This window comes from Pontibacter mangrovi (assembly GCF_006385705.1).
Classification (GTDB): domain Bacteria; phylum Bacteroidota; class Bacteroidia; order Cytophagales; family Hymenobacteraceae; genus Pontibacter; species Pontibacter mangrovi.
The window spans coordinates 1-16,574 of record NZ_VFRQ01000022.1 but is presented as its reverse complement, the minus strand read 5'-3'; the positions used below and the strand labels follow the sequence as shown (position 1 = coordinate 16,574).

Here is a 16,574-nt window from a genome sequence, read left to right as displayed (position 1 = left end):
AGCGGCTATGCGTAAACATACGCTTATTGGCACTATGTACGGAGGGGGGGGTATGCGCTCCGAACTAAAAGTGGTGCTATTGGAGCTTTTTTAAAAGCTTCCGATCTAAATATTATACCTATACAATATAAAAAATAATCTGTTAGATAGACTCATTCTTACCACTTTTTAGGACCGGCCAACAAAACAAGGTAACGGTAAGCAATGGACGAGCTTACTAGAAGCATTTTCTTCTCCTATCTGAGCTCCTGATCTTCCTGCCAAAGTTTATTTCAATGCAATTTCTTATCCGTCTCTATCCGCTTCTATCCGTTTACCTACCGGCTATAAAAGCAATTATTGTCTTGTTTCACCTCATGGCATGAGGTCGCGTAGGTCCTTCTATATTGTTATTGGCGGAGATGTAAGAGGTTTGGTGCAATTTGTGTGATGAATTGCTGCGGTTGCGTGGTAGGAGGTATAAAGGAGAAATGGATAGCCTGTCCTCTATACCATCCTCAGCAAAACCTGTTAACAGGAATGTATACTTACGTTAAAAGAGCGGTTTAAACCGGTAGTGCTTTGTAAACAGTGGTTGTGATTAAAGACATTTGCGCGTTGCCCGGACAAGGGTATGCAACGCATACCGCGCCAAATCAGTACCCAAGTATAACCTTACAGGTGCTTTGGTTCTGACGCAACACTGATCTATGCTAAATGTATACTTATATGCCAAACGGGTAGCTATCGCTACTTTTATTGTTTTACTTATAGTAACTGGCGTTTACCTCCTCGGCAAACACGCTTATTTCTTTCTGCTGGCCTTTGCCGCCATACTTCTGGCAGTGCTCTTCTGCGGCATCACCGACTGGCTAACCGACAAGTTACACCTGAAGAGGGGACTGAGCCTGCTGCTGGCCGTGCTGCTGTTCTTCGGGTCGATTGTAGCTGCCTTTTGGCTGGTGGCGCCTACGGTAAGCGAGCAGGTGCAGGAAATGCGGCAAACTATTCCTAAGGCCGTAACGCAGGTACAGGATTGGCTTACGCAGTATGGCTGGGGGCAGAAACTGGTGGAGAAGGTGCCCGACGATATGAGCAAGGCCATGCCCAACCAGGATGCGCTGCTTTCCAAGGTGTCCGGGGTTTTCTCCAGCACCTTAAGCTTTTTGGCAGATTTTTTCATTGTTATCATCACGGCGCTTTTTCTGGCCTCCAGCCCCTCGCTTTATACTTCAGGGTTTGTAAAGCTGTTTCCGGTGCGCAACCGCAGCCGTATGATGCAGGTGTTGGGCAAGAGCTATACCACCCTAAAGCTATGGCTCGTGGGTATGCTGTCTGCAATGGCCATTGTGGGTGTGAGCGCTGCTATAGGCTATACTTCCATCGGGCTGCCCATGGCCTTTGCCCTGGCGCTGATCGCTTTCTTTCTGGCTTTCATTCCGAATATTGGCCCTTGGGTGGCGGGCGTGCCTGCCGTGCTGGTGGGGCTAACGGTTAGTCCGCAGATGGCCCTGTACGCTGTGTTGGTATACGGCGGCATACAGATGGTGGAGAGTTATGTGCTGACCCCGCTGATCTTCCAGAAGACGGTGGACCTGCCGCCGGCGCTGTTGCTTTTCTTCCAGGTGCTGCTGGGCATTCTGCAAGGCGGGCTGGGCCTGTTGCTGGCGGCGCCCATACTTGCGGTCCTAATCGTTTGGGTAAATGAGCTTTATGTAAAAGATGTGCTGGAAGCTAAACCGCTAAATGCCTCAGAAGAAGAGCTCACCCTAACATCGGGCGCAAAAGTATAAAGTGATTGACGGGGTAAGTATATACAGCCATGCAAAGTATAAGCTACCTACAACGGCAATTTTTTTGTAGCTTTGGCTAATCGTCATCTGTTTTAAAAGCCAACTTATACTTATCAGGAAGTGCTGCAGGTTAAAAACATCCACAAAAAATACGGTGCGCTGGAGGTGCTCAAAGGCATCGATTTATCTATTGCTACCGGCGAGGTAGTTTCTATTGTTGGGGCTTCGGGTGCCGGCAAAAGCACGCTGCTGCACATACTGGGCACGCTGGATACCGCTGACACGGGCGATGTGCTGTTTGAGGGAAATAACATTGCCCGGATGAATGCTGCCGAGATGGCCCGCTTCCGAAACAAGCACATCGGCTTTATTTTCCAGTTCCACAACCTGCTGCCTGAGTTTACTGCGCTGGAGAACGTGTGCCTGCCGGGTTTTTTGGCCGGGAGACCGGAGGAAGAGGTGCGCAAGCGCGCCAAAGAGCTACTGGAGATGCTGCACCTGTCGCACCGCCTGGAGCACAAGCCCTCCGAAATGTCGGGAGGAGAGCAGCAGCGCACCGCCGTGGCCCGGGCACTCATCAATTCCCCTAAAGTCATCTTCGCCGATGAGCCAAGCGGCAACCTCGACTCCAAAAATGCGCAGGAGCTGCACGATATCTTTTTCCGCCTCCGCCAGGAGTTCAACCAAACCTTCGTGATCGTGACCCACAACGAACAACTGGCCACCATGGCCGACCGCACCCTAGTGATGAAAGACGGGCAGATAGTGGAGGAGATGAAGCTGGATGAAAACTGAAGGAAGGTGCAAAGGTAAAAGGTAGAGAGGTAAAAGAGTAAATCATACTTGGGACAGGCTGCGGCTTGTCCTTTTTGCTTTCTGGTTCAGGGGCATTCCTGTTTATACTCATACTTTATGGCCCCGCCACCTTACCTCTCTACCTCCTAACATCCCTACGCCCGGAAATGCCGTATGTATACTTTACCCTTTTCTCAACTTTTAGCTTCGGGAGCAGCTTTGTAAAAGTGCTGATTTTTAGCTGAAAATAATTTGTAAATACCTGATTATCAATAGGATAAAATGCAAATTTTTTCTGCTTTTTTGCACTATTTGCCCTGCTGCTCTGTTAGGTATATGTAACACAACTATGAAAGCTAAATGAGTATGAATCAAGTGAATAAGGAAGCGAAAGTGCAGAAGAAGCCGAAAGTCGAGAGCTATGATATAGCCAAGTCTGACGAAACGCTGCACCTGGCCACAGACCTGGCCAAGTTTATAAAAGAGAACCGCCTTTACCAGAACATCCAGGGCAAAGAGTACGTGAACGTGGAGGGCTGGCAATATGCCGGTTCCAGGTTGGGTATTCTGCCGGTGGTGGAGCATGTCGTGAACATCAGCACCGACGATGAGATAAAGTACCAGGCAAAAGTAAACCTTCTGGATCTGCGCAGTCAGCAGGTCGTGGGGGCTGGCTTTGCCATCTGCTCCAACAAAGAGCAGGGTAAAAAATACTATCAGGAGTTTGCCATTGCGTCTATGGCGCAAACGCGGGCTATCGGTAAGGCCTACCGCAACATACTTGCCTGGGTAATTCGTGCTGCCGGATATGAGCCTACCCCTTCTGAGGAGATGGATTACGGCGGAAATGAGGCTGCAGCCAAGCCAGCTGTACCAACCGAGAAAAAGGCTACCATGAAGTCGTCTACGGCTACGGCTGCTGCAGAGGTGAATAAGCCTGAGGAGCAAAGTGCCAGCGTGCGTTACGCGTCGGCGAAGCAGAAGGAGGAGATCATCAGCCTGCTGAACAACCCGACCATTACGCGGCAGGAGAAGACCAAAATGCTGCTCAACATCAACCGTTTCGATGAGGAGCGTGCGGCACAGGCCATCGAGAAACTGAAAAAAGTGATTGAGGAGCGCGAAGACGGACAGTCGGCCGCTGCTTAACCTACACCACACCAATAGCTGCAACCGCCCTGCCTCACCTGAGGTGGGGCGGTTTTGTTTTTATACTTCTGATAGTCAAGTAACTCAAGTTGCGAATAACCCACCCCTGCCCCTCCAAGGAGGGGAATTACCTACTCTTTTGCAAAATTCCCCTCCTCGGAGGGGCTAGGGGTGGGTTTTAAACAGTAAGTAAACTGTAGGAATGATGCCTGCACGTTTTAAAGCTAAGCTGCACCTGTCATACTTCATCCTGCAAGTATAAATCTAAGCCTGGCCGCTGACTTCTCTCTCCGAAGCCTTATCTTCGCAGTATCAAAACCAGCCATACCTTGCAGGACATCCACCACATACTTCATACTTACTGGGGCTACAACAGCTTTAGGCCGTTGCAGGAAGAGATTGTGCGCTCGGTGCTGGCGGGGCAGGACACACTGGCCCTCTTGCCTACCGGTGGCGGAAAGTCAGTTTGCTTTCAGGTGCCGGCCCTGGCGCTGGAGGGTGTCTGCCTGGTTATCACGCCGCTGATCGCCCTGATGAAGGACCAGGTGGAGAACCTGAAGAGCCGAGGCATACCAGCCGTGGCCGTGTATTCGGGCATGAGCCGCCGCGAGATAGACGTGGCCCTGGACAACTGCGTGTATGGCGGGACCAAGTTTTTATACCTGTCGCCGGAGCGCCTGCTCACCGACCTGTTTCAGGAGCGGGTAAAGCGCATGAAAGTAGGCCTGATTGCCGTGGACGAGGCGCACTGTATCTCGCAGTGGGGTTACGACTTCCGGCCGTCTTACCTGCAACTGGCCGAGTTGCGCGAGGTGCTGCCCCAGGTGCCGGTCATCGCTCTAACAGCCACCGCCACCGAGCAGGTGAAGCAGGATATACAGGAGAAGCTGAAGTTTCCAAAGCCCAACGTTTTTCAAAAGAGCTTTGCCCGCAGCAACCTTTCCTACTCCTGCCTGCCCACCGAGGATAAAGCCAACCGCCTTTTGGAAATACTGCAGCGCATGCCCGGGCAGAGCATTGTGTATGTGCGCAGCCGCCGCCAAACCGTGGAAATGGCCAAGTTCCTGCAGAGTCGCCGGGTTTCTGCTGCCGCTTACCACGCCGGGCTAAAGTTTGAGGACCGCAGCGCCGTGCAGCAGCGTTGGGTAGAGGATAAGGTGCGGGTAATGGTAGCTACCAACGCCTTTGGCATGGGCATCGATAAGCCGGATGTGCGGCTGGTGGTGCACCTGGATTTGCCCGAGAGCCTGGAAGCATACTACCAGGAAGCAGGCCGTGCCGGACGGGATGAAAAGTATGCCTACGCCACCATACTGCTAGGCCCGAACGACGTGGCAGACCTCCTGAAAAAAGTGGAGGAGGCGCACCCGCCGGTGGAGTTTATCCGGAGGGTATACCAATGCCTGGCCAACTATTACCAATTGGCGGTAGGCAGCGGGCAGTTCAGCAGCTTCGATTTTGATGTGGCCGATTTTGCGCGGCAGTATAAGCTAAACCCACTGGAAACGCACCATGCCGTGAAACGGCTGGAGCAGGAGGGATACCTGCAGCTGAACGAGAGCTATTACATGCCGTCGCGGCTGATGCTGGCGCTGGAGAACACGGAGCTGTATAATTTCCAACTCAAAAGCCCGGAGCACGACAAGCTGATACAACTTATACTTAGGATGTATGGCGGAGAGGCCTTCGTGAACTTTGTGAAGGTGCGGGAGAAGAAAATGGCCGAGCTGCTGAAGGTGCCCGAGCAGGAGCTGCGCCGGAAACTGGAGTACCTGCACAAGCTGCAGGTGATCAATTACGAGCCACAGCACGACGCGCCGCAACTGGTTTTTACCGCCCCACGCGAGGAGGCAAGCCGGCTTTTGCTCAACACCAAAAAACTAAACGCGCTGCGCGAGCGGGCACTGCACCAGGCAAAGGAGATGGGCCGCTACGTAGAAACGCAAAACCGCTGCCGTACCCAACTGCTGCTGGCGTATTTCGGGGAGCTCTCCGACACCCCGTGCCGCATCTGCGATTACTGCCTGGCCGAGCGCAAAAAACAGCGGGTAGGGGAGGAGGATAACCGGCTGCGCAGCAAAGTGCTGGCGCTGCTGCAGGAAAAACCCTACTTGCCCAAGGAGCTGGTGCAGCAGTTTGAGCCAAAGCATACCGAGGCGGTGACGGAGCTTTTGCGGGAGCTAGTGGATGTTGGCAGATTGCGCTATCAGGAGAGCGGAAAGCTGGAGCTAGTACAGTAGTCTTTCCCTTCACAGCCCATTTGTATCCATTCGCTGGCGCTACAGCTACTTTGGCAGGATTTAAAGGTTTCCAGCAAACTTTTCGTTGACACCTCATGCAACCTATTTGCATTTTCAGGCATCTTGTGATAAGTATAACCACAAAATAAAACTATGTATATGGTTACCAGAAGAGAAATGAAGATGGGCGGAAAGGTTCTGGCGGGGTTGCTGGCACTGTCTTTCTTAGGCGCCTGTGATGATACCAACTGCATTAAAGGCGAGGGAGTCGTGGAAACGCGCACGCTCAACCTGGAGCCTTTCAGCAGGATTGAGGCCAACGGCGACTTTAAAGTATACATTACGCAAGGGCAGACGCAGGCAGTGGAGGTAAAGGGCGAGCCAAACATCCTGAACCAACTCAACACAAGTATAGACGGAGACACCTGGGAGATTGAGAACCGCGAGTGCGTGAGAAGGAGCGAGGCTGTGGAAGTATACATTACCATGCCGCAGGTGCAGTCGCTGTACCTGAACGGCTCGGGCAGGATTACGAGCCAAAGCGATATTGCGGCAGAAGAGCTGGCCGTGGAGGTAAACGGTTCCGGCAAAATCGATTTTGACGTGTCGGCTGAGAAGGTGATCGCGCGCGTGACCGGCTCCGGTGAGGTGGTGCTGCACGGGGAGGCCCCGCTGTACAACGTTACCATTTCGGGCTCTGGCAAGGCATCCGCTTTCGAGCTTCAGACAGAAAACGCTAACGCCGTTATTTCCGGCTCTGGGGTGGCCGAGGTAAGCGCCTCCAACGCGCTGGCAGCCGACATCTCGGGCAGCGGCATTGTGTACTATAAAGGCGACCCGGAAGTAACGACTACCATTTCAGGCTCCGGCAAAGTGGTAAAGAAGTAGAGCTGATGTGCAGCGGCAGGCGGAGTAATTTTATAGCTCTGCCTGTACCTGCCGCAGCCGCACTTTTACCAATTGCAGGTTCTCATCGCTGAGCTGCTCCAGGTTTATACTTTTAAGCTGGCCATTTTTCAACTCAAAGTCTACCGAGAACAAGTGCAGCTGCATGAGCCGCACCTCCTGCCACAGCACTTCCACAGCCCGTTGGCGCCTGGCTTTATACTTCAGTCCCTGCTCGTTTAGGCGTAAGTAGCTCTTGCCCAAAACACCCAATGGGTCTTTCTCTGAACTGGAGGCGTAAATAACGTAGGCGTTCACCGTAAAAACAGTGCCCATCACTAAGTTAAGCCAGCTAAACTCGAAAAGCAGAAGCGTAAAGTAAGATACGGGCACAAGTATGGCTAAAGTCAGGTATATCCACCTGGCTCTATGTGGCTGGCTATATTGGCTTAGCAGGTTAATGTACAGCGGCTCAGGAAGGGTGGGTGCATTCATAGCTTTTCCAGGGAGAGATCAATGTATGGCGGCTTTGGTTTTCCGGGCTTTTCTGCTGCCCAGCGCTATGGATAAAGGTAAGGCTACAGTCGTTACCATTCGCAAGTCCAAATCTCTTAGCGTGCTTTGCCAATCTATCGCTTCTCCTGTCAGCAATCCTTCCCAAGTATCCCATAACTCCAGAAAACTAAGGGTCAGAAAAAAGCACAGGAAGTACAGTAGCCCATACTTTAGCGTCAGTAGATTATCGTTTGTCTTCATATATTGAAGATACAATATATACTTCTTCCTGCAAAGTATAAAAGATTACAAATAAATTTAAAACTAGATGGCCTTACCTGATCTTGCGGCGGGTGTACAAGTATAAATGCTCCACTTTGTTGCGGGCCCAGGGGGTGCGGCGCAGAAACGTAAGGCTGGATTTTATGCTGGGGTTGTTCTTAAAGCAGTTCAGGTTGATCTTGTGGCTCAGGTGCTCCCAGCCGTATACATCTACCAGGTGCTCCAGCATCATCTGCAGCGTGATGCCGTGCAGCGGGTTCTTTTTCTGTTCTTCTGCCATGCGTCAAAAGTACGTATTTTCGCGGAAAGTATTGCTGCACCCTGCCGTGCACGCAGCCGTATAAGGGGGCTATGCTAGAAGAACTCATTATCAGATCGCTTGCCGATACACTGCCTCATACTTTAGACGCCCTGTTCCTGTTCGGGCAAACAGAAGACAACCAGAAATCCAGCTTTGCGGTGGCGGAGCAAATGCTGCAGGAGGGAAAGGTACAGAAAGTACTGTTTCTGCACACCCGCCCGCTGAGCGGATACCCCGGCTACGACGCATGGCAGCAGGAGCTGGTAAAGCGCGGCGTGCCCGCAGATAAGCTGGAAGGCGTACCTGACCCCGGCACTGATTACCTGCACACGTTGCTGGAGGCTGAGGCGATGGCCAAACATGCCAAAGCCACTGGGTACAGCCGCATTGCCGTGGCAGCCGCGCCCTTTCAGCAGCCGCGGGCGTTCATGGCAGCCGTTACGGCGGCGCAGCGCCACTACCCGCAGCTTTACCTCTACAGCCAGCCCGGCAAAGCGCTGCCCTGGTGCCAGGATGCTACCCACTCGCAGGGCAAAGTAGAGGACACCCGCGCCGGACTGATAGCCGGGGAAATGGAACGTATCCAAAAGTATAACGCAAAAGGCGACCTGGATTCGGTAAAGCAGGTGCTGGCCTACCTGAACCGGCGCGACCGAAAGCAGCTGTCTCATCCATAAAAAACCGAACTAGAATATGGCACAAGCTAAAAAGCTAGAAGCATGGCTAAGCGGCCCGGTAGAGGGCGTGCCGCCACTTTTACAGCCCGTGGCCCATGCGCTGCTGCAGGCGCGGGAAGAGGTGCAGGCGTACCTGAGCAATTTTCCGGAGGAGATGCTGTGGGAGCGGCCTGCTGGCTTGGCTTCGGTGGGTTTTCATCTGCAGCACCTCAAAGGCGTGCTGGACCGCCTTTTTACCTATGCGCAGGGGCAGCAACTGTCGGAGGAGCAGTTGGGCCAGCTTTATGCCGAGGGCAAGCCTGAAGGCAACAAAGTATACGTGGTAGCGGACCTGGTTAAGGAGTTTAGCCAGCAGGTGGAGAAGGCGCTGCAACAGCTAAAAGCCACCGACGAACGCACCCTGACAGAAACCCGGGGCGTAGGGCGAGCGAATATCCCATCCACGGTGTTGGGGCTTTTGTTTCATGCGGCCGAGCATACGATGCGCCACGTGGGGCAGCTGCTGGTAACGGCCCGAATGCTGCAGGCTAAAGGAGTGCAGCCTAACGTATAAAATCATAGTATGAATTAAAAACAAAAGCCCCCGGCTGAGTAGCGGCCGAGGGGCTTTTGTTTATACCTTAGCGTAGGTACTGTTAAATGTAGCCGTAACGCTCCACGGCCTCCCGCTCCAGCCGCTCGCGGTGGTCGGGGTGGGCGATGTTGATGAGGGCCTTGGCACGCTGCCGCAGGTTTTTGCCATACAGATACGCGACTCCATACTCAGTTACCACATAATGCACATGCGCACGCGTGGTGGTAACGGCGGCGCCTTCGTTGATCAGCGGCGTAATCCTGGAGATGCCTTTGTTGGTAACAGAGGGAAGGGCGATAATCGGCTTACCGCCTTTGGACAGGGCCGCTCCGCGGATAAAGTCCATCTGCCCGCCGATGCCGGAGAACTGGTATTTACCAATCGTATCAGCCACTACTTGCCCGGTCAGGTCTATTTCGATGGCGCTGTTGATGGCCGTAACTTTGGGGTTGGAGCGGATGATGGTCACGTCGTTTACGTAGTCGGTGCGCTGCATCAGGATAAGCGGGTTGTCGTCCACGAAATCGTAGAACTTGCGGTGCCCCACGATAAAGCCAGTGGCGATGCGGCCCGGGTGCCGGTACTTGTGCTCGTTCGTGATCACGCCCTTCTCCACCAGCTCCATCACGCCGTTCGACATCATCTCGGTATGGATACCCAGTTCCTTGTGGTTGGTGAGGCTGTTGAGCACCGCATCTGGTATGGCCCCGATGCCCATTTGCAGCGTGGCGCCGTCTTCCACCATCTCGGCCACATAGCGGGCAATGGCTCTTTCGCGGTCTGTCACGCGCAGGCTGTAGTCCACCTCCGGCAGCGGCTCGTCCACCTCCACCAGCACATCAAAACGCCTCACGTGTATCAGGCCGTCGCCGTGGGTGCGGGGCATCTGCGGGTTTACCTGCGCAATCACGTGCTTGGCATTCAGCACGGCCTCGCGAGTAATATCCACCGACACGCCCAGGGAACAGAATCCATGCCGGTCCGGGGGCGAAACGTGCACAATGGCCACATCCAAGGGCAAATGGCCGGAGCGGAACAGGTTCGGGATCTCACTCAGGAAGATGGGCACATAGTCGCCGCGGCCACTGTTTACGGCATCGCGCACGTTGGCCGACACAAACAGCGAGTTGATGAAAAAGGAATCTTTGTAGCGCTCCTCCGAAAGCGGAAACTCGCCATAGGTGGTAATGCTCACCAGTTCCACGTCGCGCAGCTCATCGGCACGCTCGGCCAATTTGTGCACCAGGTACTGTGGCGTGGCGGCGCTTCCTTGTATAAACACGCGGTCACCGGACTTTATAACCGATAGGGCTTCTTCGGCAGTTTTATAGGTTACCTTGTTATCAGACATAGCTAAAAAAGTGCTGCCCCTCCGGTTTTCAGGAAGGGCAGCAAGTATAAAGTGGAATGGTTAGTAATCGTTGCGCTCGATAGCGGCCACGCCAGGCAGCGTTTTCCCTTCCATGTACTCCAGCAGCGCACCGCCACCCGTTGACACGTAGGATACACGGCTGGCATAGCCAAACTTGTTCACGGCTGCGGCAGAGTCTCCGCCACCAATCAGCGAGTAAGCGCCTTTGGCTGTAGCGGCCACCACGGCATCGGCCACGGCCTCTGTGCCTACCGAGAAGTTCGACATCTCGAACACGCCCATCGGGCCATTCCAAAGTATGGTTTTGGAGTTTGCGATAACGGCGGCATACTGTTCGCGGGCATCAGGCCCAATGTCCAGGCCCATCCAATTCTTCGGGATGTGGTGGCTCAGTTTCGTATCGATGTTGGCGTCGTTGCTGAACTCGTCGGCAATCACGGAGTCCACCGGAATCATGATGTTCACGCCTTTTTCCTTGGCCATGCGGATGAGGTCTCTGGCCAGGTCCAGTTTGTCTTCTTCTACCAGCGAGGAGCCGATATTGCCGCCGTCGGCCTTCACGAACGTATAAGACATGCCGCCCCCGATCAGGAGGTTGTCCACGCGGTCGAGCAGCTTTTCGATGATCAGGATTTTATCCGAAATTTTAGCGCCACCCATGATGGCTGTGAAAGGACGCTCAGCGTTTTCCAGCACGCGGCGTGCGTTTTCCAGCTCGGCCTGCATCACATAGCCCATCATTTTGTCGGTTGGGAAATAGCGGGCGATAACGGCGGTGGAGGCGTGCTCGCGGTGCGCGGTTCCGAAAGCATCGTTCACGTATACATCGCCCAGGCTGGCCAGCGCTTTGGCAAACTCCGGATCGCCTTTCTCCTCTGCCTTATGGAAACGCAGGTTCTCGAGCAGCAGTATCTCGCCGGGCTGCAGGCTTTGTGCCAGGTCAGCAGCCTCCGGCCCCACACAATCCGGGGCGAACTTCACGTTAGTCTTAAACTCCTGCTCCAGGCGCGGCACCAGGTGGCGCAGCGAGAACTTTTCCTCGGGCCCGTTTTTAGGCCTGCCCAGGTGCGACATCAGGATCACAGCTCCGCCATCGTTCAGGATTTTTTGGATGGTAGGCACAGCCGCACGGATGCGGGTATCGTCGGTGATTCTGTAGTCGCTGTCGAGGGGCACGTTAAAGTCCACGCGCACCAAAGCCTTCTTGCCGGCAAAGTTATACTGGTCGATATTTTTCATGGGTATGGGTATGTTTTTTAAAAAGCGTTACTCGTTTTTCGTGTTTCGCAGAATTTTGTTGCTTAACAAATATAGTGAATTGCCTATAGTATACTTAGCGGAAGCCGGAAAAGAAAACAGAGAGTATAGCTTGCCCAGGCTACTTCACCCAGGTTACCTTTTGCGCCAGCGGCACGGTGCGCTTGCCTGCGTGCGCCGCGTTATCCGCATAGCCCAGGTATAAAATGCCCAGTACCATATCCTGCTCCCGTAGCTGCAAATACTCTTTCATGCTTGGGTGATAGGCCATGCCACCCGAGCCCCAATAAGACGCCATGCCCAAGGCAGTGGCACCGAGCAGCAGGTTCTGGATGGCGCAGGAGGTGGCGGCAATCTCCTCCAGTTCAGGAATTTTAGGCAGATCGCCGCGGCGCATGTAGGCCACGAGCACGTGCGAGGCTTTATCGCCCATGTGCAGCAGCTTCTCATACTTATCGTTCAGGAACTTGTCTTTGGGGGTGTGCTGCCGGTACAGCTCCGCATGGTTCTGGCAGAACTGTTTAACGGCATCATCGGCATACACAATAAACCGCCAGGGCTCCGTGTGCCCGTGGGTAGGGGCCCAGTCTGCGAGTTGCAGCAGCTGGTGCACCTGCGCGTCGGGTATGCGCTGGCCGTTCATTTTAGGCGGCTTGGTGGTACGCCGCGTTTCGATCACCTGTTTTATACTATGGAAAAGATCAGTCATAGGTTAACTACGTTTTTTTAGCCTCATCGTAATTATTTGCCTCTCTTCATAAAGCGCCGGATTATGATTTTGTTATAAAATGATTGGTACATGTACGCCGCAAAAGTACGCTGAGCAGCCCTTTCAGCAAGTATAACTACCCTGAACCATAAGCACGAGTTGCAACCACGCGGCAGCAAAAAAGGCAGCGATGCGCAAGTATAAATAGTCTATCAGCTACAAATAAAAAATGGCTAAACCGCTGCTTTGTATGTCAGCAATTTAGCCATTTCAGTAAGTATAGATAGAGCGCTTATTTCAGCTTCAGGTCTTTCAGCATCTGCTCAATTTTCTGGTTCAGCTTCTGCTCGGTGGCCTCGTAATCGGCAGCGGAGGCAAGCGGCTCATTCACGCTGATGTAGAACTTTATCTTCGGCTCAGTGCCGGACGGGCGCGCGGAAATCTTGCTTCCGTCTTCGGTCAGGTACTGCAGCACGTTCGAACTCTCCAGCGTCAGTTTGTGCTCCTCGCCGGTCATTACCAGTTTGCGGGTGCTCAGCTTGTAATCGCGTACTTCCACTATGTTAGAGCCAGCCAGCTGCTTGGGCGGGTTGCTGCGCATGTCGGCCATCATCTGCTGAATTTCCTCGGCGCCGCGCTGCCCTTTTTTGGTGATGGAAAGCAGCTCCTCTTTGTAGAAGTTATACTTCTGGTACATGCTCACCATCATCTCGAACAGGCTTTGTCCGTTATCTTTGGCCACGGCGGCCATTTCCGCAATCAGGGCGCAGGCCGAGATTGCGTCTTTGTCGCGCACAAAGTCGCCGATCATGTAGCCGTAGCTTTCCTCGCCGCCGCCAATGTATACTTCCTTGCCTTCTTTCTCCCGGATCACCTCGGCAATGTACTTAAAGCCGGTCAGGGTCTCGTACATGGTCACGTTGTAGCTATCGGCAATCTCCTTGATCAGGTCGGTGGTTACGATGGTTTTCACCACAAACTCTTTGCCTGTTAGCTTGCCGGCTTTTTGCCAGGCCTGCAGCAGGTAGTTGATGAGCAGCGCACCGGTCTGGTTGCCGTTCAGCAGCACAAACTCACCATTCTGGTTTTTCACGGCAATGCCCACGCGGTCGGAGTCCGGGTCGGTGGCCAGCACCAGGTCCGCGTCAATCTCTCTGGCCTTGTTCAGCGCCAGTGTCATGGCCTCTTTCTCTTCCGGGTTCGGGTACACCACTGTCGGGAAGTTGCCGTTCGGCTCTGCCTGCTCCTGCACCACATGCACGTTGGTAAAGCCGAAGCGCTGGAGCACCTCCGGTACCAGCGTGATGCCCGTGCCGTGGATAGAGGAGTACACGATCTTGAGGTCGTGCTGGCGCTTAATAACCTCCTGCGACACAGACAGCTTCTGCACCTCCTGCATATAGGCCTCATCCAAATCCTGGCCAATCAGCTCGATCAGCTCCGGGTTCGGCTGGAACTTCACCTCATCTATGCTGGTGATTTTGTTTACCTCACCGATGATGTTCTTATCGTGCGGGGCGGTTACCTGTGCGCCGTCGTTCCAGTATACTTTGTAGCCGTTATACTCTTTCGGGTTGTGCGAGGCCGTTACCACCACGCCGCTCTGGCAGCCTAAATGGCGAATGGCAAACGACAGCTCCGGCGTAGGGCGCAGCGCCTCGAACAGGTATACCTTTATGCCGTTGGCTGAGAAAATCTCGGCGGCGATGCGGGCAAACGTGTCGGAGTTGTTGCGGCAGTCGTGGGCAATGGCCACTTTTATTTGCTGCCCCGGAAAGTTTTGGTGCAGGTAGTTGCAAAGGCCCTGCGTGGCCATGCCCAAGGTATAGCGGTTCATGCGGTTGCTGCCCGCACCCATAATGCCGCGCAGTCCGCCGGTGCCAAACTCCAGGTCGCGGTAAAATGCATCCGACAGCGCCTCGTGCTCGTTGCGCTGCAGCATGCCGTTTATCTCTGTTTTGGTAGCCTCGTCGTAGTTGCCCGACAGCCACTGGTCAATTTTCTGTTTTATTGATGCGTCGATCATAGTTTGCTGTTGCTGATGTTCTCGTAGCAGTTCCGTTGTTCGTGATAAGACAAAAAATCACACCAGCTCTGGCTGCACCCGGTGTGCGGCCTAGAACTGGTGTGAAGTATAGTAATATCAAAATAAAGGTATTTTAGCCACATTTACACGCGGCTATACTTTATTTTTCGCTTAAAGGTTGCCGCGCAGCTCCTGTTCGCGCTCAATGGCCTCGAATAAAGCCTTAAAGTTGCCTTTGCCAAACGATTTTGCGCCTTTGCGCTGGATGATCTCGTAGAACACGGTCGGTCTGTCCTCCACGGGTTTGGTGAAGATCTGCAGCAGGTAGCCCTCGTCGTCACGGTCCACCAAGATGTTGAGCTTCTTCAGGTCTTCCATGTCCTCGTCTATCTTCCCGATGCGCTCGAACAGGTCATCGTAGTATGTCTCCGGCACGTACAGGAACTCCACGCCACGGCTGCGCAACTCGCTCACGGTTTTCAGGATGTCGTTGGTGGCCACGGCGATGTGCTGCACGCCGGCACCGCGGTAAAACTCCAGGTACTCGTCTATCTGCGACTTCTTCTTGCCCTCGGCCGGCTCGTTTATCGGGAACTTGATGTAGCCGTTTCCATTGGAAACCACTTTGGACATGAGCGCGGTGTACTCGGTGCTGATGTCCTTGTCGTCGAAGGTGAGGAGCAGGTTAAAGCCCATCACTTTCTCATAGAACTCCACCCACTCGTTCATGCGGCCCAGCTCCACGTTGCCCACGCAGTGGTCCACATACTTCAGGCCCACCGGTTCTACCTGCAGCTCAGAGCTGCGCGGCACGAAGCCGGGCATAAACACGCCGTTGTAGTTTTTGCGCTCTACAAACGTATGTATGGTTTCGCCATAGGTATGGATAGAGGCCATTTTCACCTCGCCGTGCTCGTCGCGCAGGATTTTAGGCTCCATGGCTGGCGTAGCGCCGCGCTCCACGGTTCCACGGAAAGCCTCCTCCACGTCGTCTACCCACAGGGCCAGCACTTTTACGCCATCGCCGTGCAGGTGCACGTGCTTTGATATTTCAGAGTCTGGGTTGAGGGAGGTGGTGAGCACAAAGCGGATCTTGTCCTGCTGCAGCACGTAAGAGGCGCGGTCGCGGATGCCGGTTTCGGGGCCGGCATAGGCCACCAGCTTAAAGCCGAAGGCGGTTTGGTAATAATATGCCGCCTGCTTGGCGTTGCCCACGTAAAACTCGATGTGGTCGGTGCCGTTGAGGGGCAGAATATCTTTGGTTAGCGTTTGGGTTGGTGAGGTGTTGGTATTCATAGTTAGTTTGATTAGTTACTACTGTATTACGTAAAAATACATCTTTTGCGTAACTATCAAAACCTGGGCCGCCTTAGGCAAATTATCAAACCTATTTCTTGCAATTGCTGAGGCATGTTTCCAACTTTGTAAAAAACAAGATTTGATATGAACGCAAAAGCCCTGAACGAGTCCATTGTGGCGATACTGGAGAAGAAGCAAGAGTTACGAGCGCTTGACTACAACGACCCGCGCTATGATGACATTGAAGAAGAGCTGCACGACCTGGAGGACGACTTTAACGAGGAATATGGCGATGAGCTGGAGGATGTGCTGGAGGATGTGCACAGAAAGATAAAATCTGATGCCGATGTGCTGCTGCCAACCGCTTACCTGGCCAGCTCGCTGGATGGCAAAGAGTTGGAAGACGGCGATGACAACGAAGGCGTGTGGGTAGAGTCCGACTCTTTTCCGGGGGTGGAGATGCGCCTGGTGCTGGTAGCCAACCCGCCGCGCGTGCTGCTCATTCTCTCCGACCAGGAGCGCGTGCTCTGGACCGCTGAATAAGCTGAATAAGCAGAGTTTATACTTAAAGTAGCCTTTGCGCTACTATACAAGCCGCACTTGCCAAAGCTTTATGCTTAGGTGGGTGCGGCTTTTTTGCATTGGTGTTATCTATGGTTTTATGTATATTGAACTTGGTATATAAAGTATAGACTAGCTACAGGTATAGTGCAGATAAACGTAGGTTTTCGTTTATAACTA

Annotated in this window: 15 protein-coding genes; 8 read left to right on the top strand and 7 right to left on the bottom strand. The window is 53.5% G+C overall.

Annotation, left to right across the window (positions count from 1 at the left end; all coding sequences use genetic code 11):
- Positions 1-689: 689 nt before the first annotated feature.
- From FJM65_RS21025 to FJM65_RS21005, 5 genes are all read left to right on the top strand, one after another.
- Positions 690-1,772, top strand: coding sequence for an AI-2E family transporter (locus FJM65_RS21025; RefSeq protein WP_140624339.1), 1,083 nt, complete (start codon positions 690-692; stop codon positions 1,770-1,772).
- Between the two features lie 120 nt (positions 1,773-1,892).
- Entirely contained in the window at positions 1,893-2,567 is a 675-nt protein-coding gene (locus FJM65_RS21020; RefSeq protein ID WP_140624337.1) for an ABC transporter ATP-binding protein, read from the top strand.
- A 366-nt stretch (positions 2,568-2,933) separates the two neighbouring features.
- Positions 2,934-3,716 carry a hypothetical protein gene (locus tag FJM65_RS21015; RefSeq protein WP_140624335.1) on the top strand — a complete coding sequence of 261 codons (783 nt, stop codon included), beginning with the start codon at positions 2,934-2,936 and terminating at the stop codon, positions 3,714-3,716.
- A 329-nt stretch (positions 3,717-4,045) separates the two neighbouring features.
- A complete protein-coding gene (locus tag FJM65_RS21010) occupies positions 4,046-5,956 on the top strand; it encodes a RecQ family ATP-dependent DNA helicase (protein ID WP_140624333.1) in 1,911 nt (636 codons plus the stop codon).
- Between the two features lie 159 nt (positions 5,957-6,115).
- Entirely contained in the window at positions 6,116-6,844 is a 729-nt protein-coding gene (locus FJM65_RS21005; protein WP_181163831.1) for a head GIN domain-containing protein, read from the top strand.
- Positions 6,845-6,874: 30 nt separating this feature from the next.
- Here the strand turns inward: FJM65_RS21005 and FJM65_RS21000 are convergent, their stop codons facing one another.
- Positions 6,875-7,336, bottom strand: a complete 462-nt coding sequence (locus FJM65_RS21000; protein ID WP_140624328.1) for a hypothetical protein — start codon at positions 7,334-7,336, stop codon at positions 6,875-6,877.
- A 334-nt stretch (positions 7,337-7,670) separates the two neighbouring features.
- Positions 7,671-7,898, bottom strand: a complete 228-nt coding sequence (locus tag FJM65_RS20995) for a VF530 family protein (RefSeq protein ID WP_140624326.1) — start codon at positions 7,896-7,898, stop codon at positions 7,671-7,673.
- Between the two features lie 71 nt (positions 7,899-7,969).
- Between FJM65_RS20995 and FJM65_RS20990 the strand changes: the two genes are divergently transcribed.
- The gene (locus tag FJM65_RS20990; protein ID WP_140624324.1) at positions 7,970-8,596 is read left to right on the top strand and encodes a YdcF family protein; all 627 of its coding nucleotides are present in this window, start codon (positions 7,970-7,972) and stop codon (positions 8,594-8,596) included.
- Positions 8,597-8,612: 16 nt separating this feature from the next.
- The gene (locus FJM65_RS20985) at positions 8,613-9,149 is read left to right on the top strand and encodes a DinB family protein (RefSeq protein WP_140624322.1); all 537 of its coding nucleotides are present in this window, start codon (positions 8,613-8,615) and stop codon (positions 9,147-9,149) included.
- A gap of 82 nt (positions 9,150-9,231) precedes the next feature.
- On the opposite strand, the gene FJM65_RS20980 is transcribed toward FJM65_RS20985, so the two are convergent.
- From FJM65_RS20980 to hppD, 5 genes are all read right to left on the bottom strand, one after another.
- Positions 9,232-10,521: an acetyl-CoA hydrolase/transferase family protein gene (locus tag FJM65_RS20980; protein WP_140624320.1), complete on the bottom strand. Its 1,290-nt coding sequence runs from the start codon at positions 10,519-10,521 to the stop codon at positions 9,232-9,234.
- 60 nt (positions 10,522-10,581) lie between these two features.
- Positions 10,582-11,781 carry a phosphoglycerate kinase gene (locus FJM65_RS20975; RefSeq protein WP_140624317.1) on the bottom strand — a complete coding sequence of 400 codons (1,200 nt, stop codon included), beginning with the start codon at positions 11,779-11,781 and terminating at the stop codon, positions 10,582-10,584.
- 139 nt (positions 11,782-11,920) lie between these two features.
- Positions 11,921-12,508: a nitroreductase family protein gene (locus FJM65_RS20970; protein ID WP_140624315.1), complete on the bottom strand. Its 588-nt coding sequence runs from the start codon at positions 12,506-12,508 to the stop codon at positions 11,921-11,923.
- 292 nt (positions 12,509-12,800) lie between these two features.
- A complete protein-coding gene (locus tag FJM65_RS20965) occupies positions 12,801-14,534 on the bottom strand; it encodes a phospho-sugar mutase (RefSeq protein WP_140624312.1) in 1,734 nt (577 codons plus the stop codon).
- A 171-nt stretch (positions 14,535-14,705) separates the two neighbouring features.
- Positions 14,706-15,830 carry a 4-hydroxyphenylpyruvate dioxygenase gene (gene hppD, locus FJM65_RS20960; RefSeq protein ID WP_140624309.1) on the bottom strand — a complete coding sequence of 375 codons (1,125 nt, stop codon included), beginning with the start codon at positions 15,828-15,830 and terminating at the stop codon, positions 14,706-14,708.
- Positions 15,831-15,977: 147 nt separating this feature from the next.
- Here hppD and FJM65_RS20955 point away from each other — a divergent pair, with 147 nt between their 5' ends.
- Positions 15,978-16,376, top strand: coding sequence for a hypothetical protein (locus FJM65_RS20955; protein WP_140624307.1), 399 nt, complete (start codon positions 15,978-15,980; stop codon positions 16,374-16,376).
- The last annotated feature ends 198 nt before the right edge of the window (positions 16,377-16,574 follow it).